The 4,962-nt window shown below is 71.6% G+C and carries 5 protein-coding genes; all 5 read right to left on the bottom strand.

Translation table 11 applies throughout. The features are described 5' to 3' along the window. The coding region (locus tag G6031_RS08740; RefSeq protein WP_206682153.1) for a hypothetical protein at positions 1-1,195 on the bottom strand (1,195 nt) is incomplete at its 3' end. Continuing rightward, positions 1,192-1,767, bottom strand: a complete 576-nt coding sequence (locus G6031_RS08735) for a signal peptidase I (protein ID WP_346034313.1) — start codon at positions 1,765-1,767, stop codon at positions 1,192-1,194. The genes G6031_RS08735 and G6031_RS08740, both read right to left, overlap by 4 nt. A 55-nt stretch (positions 1,768-1,822) precedes the next feature. Next, positions 1,823-2,458: a SipW-dependent-type signal peptide-containing protein gene (locus G6031_RS18660; protein ID WP_206682152.1), complete on the bottom strand. Its 636-nt coding sequence runs from the start codon at positions 2,456-2,458 to the stop codon at positions 1,823-1,825. Positions 2,459-2,908: 450 nt separating this feature from the next. Further along, a complete protein-coding gene (locus G6031_RS08725; protein WP_182653032.1) occupies positions 2,909-4,624 on the bottom strand; it encodes a helix-turn-helix domain-containing protein in 1,716 nt (571 codons plus the stop codon). A 2-nt stretch (positions 4,625-4,626) separates the two neighbouring features. Continuing rightward, positions 4,627-4,962, bottom strand: a 336-nt coding sequence (locus G6031_RS08720) for an enoyl-CoA hydratase-related protein (RefSeq protein ID WP_241737263.1), incomplete at its 5' end; no start/stop codon positions are given.

Raw genomic sequence — 4,962 nt, 5'->3', positions numbered from 1 at the left:
CGACGCCGTCGCGGCCCACCACCGTGAACCACCGGCCGGGTGTGACGGTCGCCGGTCGCTGCGGTTCGTCAGCGACAGCGGCCTTCCCGGTGGACGTGTCGGCGGGCTCGGAGTGCTCGACCGGCGTCGTGGTCCTGGGTGTGCTCGTGCTCGGCTCCGACGCGTCGATGACGTGCACGTCGCTGGCCGGCTCCTCGTCCGGCTCCTCGTCCGGCTCCTCGTCCGGGGCCTCGCGGCCGTCGGCGGCGGCGACCTCGGACGGCGTGGCGACCGGCGCGTCGGCCTGGGCGACCATCATCCGGCTGGTCTGTGCCGAGAGGATCGGCCATTCGCCGCTGTGGGGACGGGTGGGGGCCGCCGTGGCAGCCCGGTCGACCCCACACTCGGCGTGAGCGAGGATCAGGGTGAGGTTCCAGCGTTCGGCGCCGCCCGTGCCGGTGGCATTGACGCGCAGCCGCAGCTGGGACAGGGCGTATCCGGGACCCTCCTTCCTCACGTGCTGGAGGGTGGCGACGTAGTCGTAGCTGCCCCAGCTCCGGTACCCCGTCTGCTCCGAGTTCGGACCGGGCATCGCCACGCGGACCTCCTGCTCGAAGAGACCGTTCCGGCCCAGGATCACCGGCCCGTCCGAGCTCAGGGTCGCCGCCCCGGCGGTGGGGGAGCAGGCCGCGGTCGCGCGAATCGGGTTCCTGCCCGAGTAGCTGACCAGGTCCGCCCCCAGGATGCTGGCCGTCCGCACGTCCAGAGATCGGGTCTCGGAGACCGCGCCGGCGGTGGCGGCGGCCACGCCGGTGGGGTTCCCGTTCTCGCACCGCGACTGCGCATCGAGCGTCGAGCACGAGAATCCCACGGTGGTCAGGGGGAGCAGGAAAGTGGGAAAGGAGCCGGTGCTGCTGTGCGTCGCCGGACCGACGACCTGGCGGGACGTGTCGGGGCTCTGGCGGAAGGCGGTGACGGCGCCGACGTCGCTGTCCCGGACCGCTCGTTCCATCTGGCCGAAGGTCGACATCGCGCGGGCGAAGCGCGTGTTCTGGTGCGGATTGGCGGCCCCGAACTCGGCCGCGCCCACTGCGCGGTCGGACCACGTCGCCTCGGTGGGCCGGATCGAACCGAGTGCCAGGGCCGTCGTCAGGAGCAGGGCGAGGGCGCCGAGGACCGCCACGAGCGCCCGCACCGGATGCTGCCGGAGGGTCACCGCGCGACCTCGTCGTCGTCGTCGCGCCCCGGCCAGAAGGTCCACAGGACCCCGAGCGCGGCGAGCAGGGTGATCGAACCCAGGACCAGCGGGTTCCCGGCCCAGACGATCACGTTCGCCAGCCCGGGCACCGACCACAGCACCTTGCGGACGCTCTCGACCCGGTACATCCCCGGATCGGGGTTCGGGTTGGCGTCGCCCTGCATCAGGATGAGCGCCTCGCCGGGCACCTGCGGATGGACCTCGATCACCCGGTGGGTGACGGGCAGCCGGCCGGGACGGTCGACGGTGACGACGTCGCCCACCCGGATCTCGTCCGCACTGATCTCCTTGACCACGGCGACGGAGCCGGTGGGGATCGTGGGGGACATGGACCCGGTCTTGAACATGATGAGCGTGATGTTCATCGTCACCGCCGCGATCACGAGACCGACCGCCACCACCCCGCCGGCGGCGAGCAGATTGGCCAGCCCGCCGGCGAGGTAGGAGCCGAATGACCTGCCGGGGGCGCGGTGCGCTCCCGCGGTGCGGGCCGGGGTTCCGCTGTGGGACATCGGTGCTGCGGTCTGCACGGCCATCACCTCTCGCGTGTCGTTCGTCGGTCTCGGATCAGGTGGTCGTCGCGGGTCAGGCGTCGTCGCTCTGCGCGTCGAAGTTCCAGAACACGGGGGCGGGCGCGATGCCGGCGGAATCCAGTCCGGCGGTCGGGGCGAGCTCGGCGCGGAAGCACAGCCACTTGTAGTCGTTCTTCTCCACGCGGGTCGTGGAGGTCGTGGGGGCGGCGAGCGTCCCCACGGTGGTGAAGCTGGCTGCCGAGGAACAGTTGGACGGCGGGGTCGAGCCACCGCCGAGCTCGGCGATCGACACGGCGACCTTGCTGGTCAGCGCGTTGGAGGCGACGCTCTGCTGCGCGATGGTGACATCCGCGCCGAGCTTTCCCTTGTTCTCGTGCAGGCCCACCAGCTGGTAGACGGGCACTCCCGGGACCAGGGCCTTGGAGGCGGGTCCGAACTGCATGGTGCCGGCCTTGTCCTTGGTGACGAACTCGTTCCACCCCTCGGTGGCGTTGAAGTGGGCCTGGATGTTGAAGTCGCTGCCCGTGGTACCGAACTCGCTCACGCCCCACGCCGTGTCGGACCAGGCGGCCAGGGTCACCGCGGCACCGACGCCCAGCACCAGACCGGAGGCCATGATGGCGCGGGCCTTCTTGCGGCGGTTCTGCGTCGGGGAGGCAGTCGGGGAGGTCTGGGGCGTGGTGCTCATGGGTGGGCCTTTCCGGTGGAGGTGAGGGTCGGCGCCAACACTCTTGTTGACGTATCGCATTTATTATCGTTTACCTACTGGCCGGTAGCAAACGGAAGTAACGGTTTTGTAAACAACGTCACAGTTTCGCGATTCGCACCAAAAGTGCAGTTCAACAGGGAACCTGACATGTGTCTCATCTTCCATACTGCGAGGCATTGGGAGGTCGCAGCCCTATTTGGACGCTATGCCAAGACTGTCGGAGGCCTGAGACGGATCGCGACGGCAGCGACGACGACAGCAACAACGACACGCGACGACGAGGCATCCAGCCCGGCCGCGGCACCCGACTCAGGTGACAGCCCAACTTGGCGGGCATCTCGCAGGTCCCAGAGCCGAAATCCCGGCGAGAGGTCCGCCAACCGCGGCGTTGCGGGGAAGGGGTGGGCAGGAGCGGCGACGGGGCCGCGTTCAGGAGCCGCGCAGCTCCCACATCCGTAGAGCGAGGCGTAGCTCCATCGCGCGGTCGCCGCGACGCCATCCGGGGCCGAGGACCGAGTCGAGCCGGTCGAGCCGCTGGTACACGGTGTTGACGTGGACGTAGAGCCGGTCGGCGGTGCCCGAGGGGCTGGCATCGGCGGCGAACCAGGCGCTCAGGGTCTCCAGCAGGGCGGTCCCGCGGTCGCGGTCGTAGCGGCGGATCGGCCCGAGGTTGCGCTCGATGAACTGGGTGACGTCACCGCGGTCGACCTCACTGAACAGCAACCCGTACAGGCCCAGCTCCTCGGTCGCCGCCCCCTCGCCCGCGCGCCCCAGAGCCACGAGCAGCTGCGCGGCCCGCCGGGCCCGCTCGACATGGTCGGTCACGGCGACCAGGTCACCGGTCGGGCCGGACGCGCCCACGGTCGCCGAGTGAGGGCTGAGCCGGGTCGCCACGTCGCGGGCGGTCTCACCGGCATCCGACCCGGGTAGGAGCATCACCGCGCGGTCGCCGTAGGTGGTCACCAGCCCGCCGTCGGCCCGGGCGAGCGACCGGCACTCCGTCTGTAGAGCCCGGGACATCCGCGTCTCGGCGGGGGTGATCACCAGCGCGATCAGGTCGGCGTGGACGTCGACGCCCAGCAGGGTGGCCCTGCGGCCGATCGCCTCGAGGTCGTGCTCGCCGGGGGAGAGCAGCTCGGCCAGGAGCTCGCCGCGGACGCGGTTGTCGGCCTCGTCCCGCGCGCGGTGGCCCAGCAGGATCAGCGCGATCACCGAGCTCACCCGCTCCAGCACCCGACCGATGGCCGGGACGGAGCCCCGGCTGGCGTAGGTGACGTACCCCAGGTGGTCGGAGCCGGTGACGACGGGGTTGACGACGACGAGGTGGCCCTCCTCCTTGAGTGTGACCATGCGCTCGGTGTCCGCGGCGACCTCCTCCAGGACCCGCCGGAGCAGCTCGGCCGGCGGGCCCTCGGCGGACCGGGCGGCGCCGATCTCCCGGTGGGCCAGGTCGAAGACGGCGGCGGTGCCCCCCTCGATGTCGACCAGCAGGTCCACGATCTCCGGGACCGTGGCCCCGGCCACCACCAGCCGGGTGAGGCGCTCGTGCAGGTCCACGGTCGCGGCCAGGCGCGCGGTCTGGGCGCGCTCGGCGTCGAGGGCGTCGCGGGTCTCGTCCAGTTCCCGTCTGCGGCGGGAGGCGCGTTCGGCGGCGGTGAGTGCCGCGGAGACCTGGTCGGCCAGCAGCGCGACCAGGGTGATCTCGTCCTGGGTGAAGTCGCGCTCGCCGCGGTCGGAGGTGAACAGCGTCCCGGTGAGCCGGCCGTGGGTGCGCACGGGCACGCCGAGGATCGCCTTGACGCCCTCGTCGCGGATGATCGGGTCGATGACGTGCGTGTACTGCTCGTCGGCCAGGTAGTTGCGGGTCCAGCGCGGTGCCATGGCCTCGGCGACCTGCCCGCCCAGCCCGAGCCCCATGCCCAGCCTGATGGTGTCGAACCTCGGGCTGGTGGCGCCCTCGGCCATCCGCATGTAGGTGTCGCCGCGCTCGGGGTCCAGCAGCATCACGTAGGCCAGGTCGGTGCCCACGAGTTGGCGGGCCCGACGGATGGCGATGTGCAGGACGGCGTCCTCGTCCTGCGCGGCCGCCAGCTCGGCGGCCGCGTCGAGGACGTCCCGTAGCCCCAGGGCGAGGTCGACGGCCACCGTCAGCGGCCGAGGAAGTCGGCCTTGCCGGGTCCGGAGTCGATGAACGACTGCATGCCCACTTCGCGGTCCTCGGTGGCGAACAGCGCCGCGAACAGGGCGCGCTCGATGCTCAGGCCGGTGGCCAGGTCGATCTCGATGCCGCGGTCGACGGCCTCCTTGACCGCCCGCAGCGCCATCCGGGGGCCGCCCACGAACTGCCGGGCCCACTCGATCGCGCGGGTGGTGGCCTGGCCGTCCGGGACCACCTCTTCCACCGCGCGCAGCTCGAGCGCCTCGGCGGCGGTGAGCGTGCGGCCGGTCAGGCACAGGTCCTTGGCCACCGCGGGGCCGACCAG

This window comes from Dietzia sp. CQ4 (assembly GCF_014145125.1).
GTDB lineage: Bacteria > Actinomycetota > Actinomycetes > Mycobacteriales > Mycobacteriaceae > Dietzia > Dietzia natronolimnaea.
This window is presented reverse-complemented; position numbering and strand designations above follow the sequence as displayed.

Coding starts and splice junctions, on each gene's coding strand:
- G6031_RS18660 (WP_206682152.1), bottom strand. CDS start 2,458: ATGAGCACCACGCCCCAGACCTCCCCGACTGCCTCCCCGACGCAGAAC.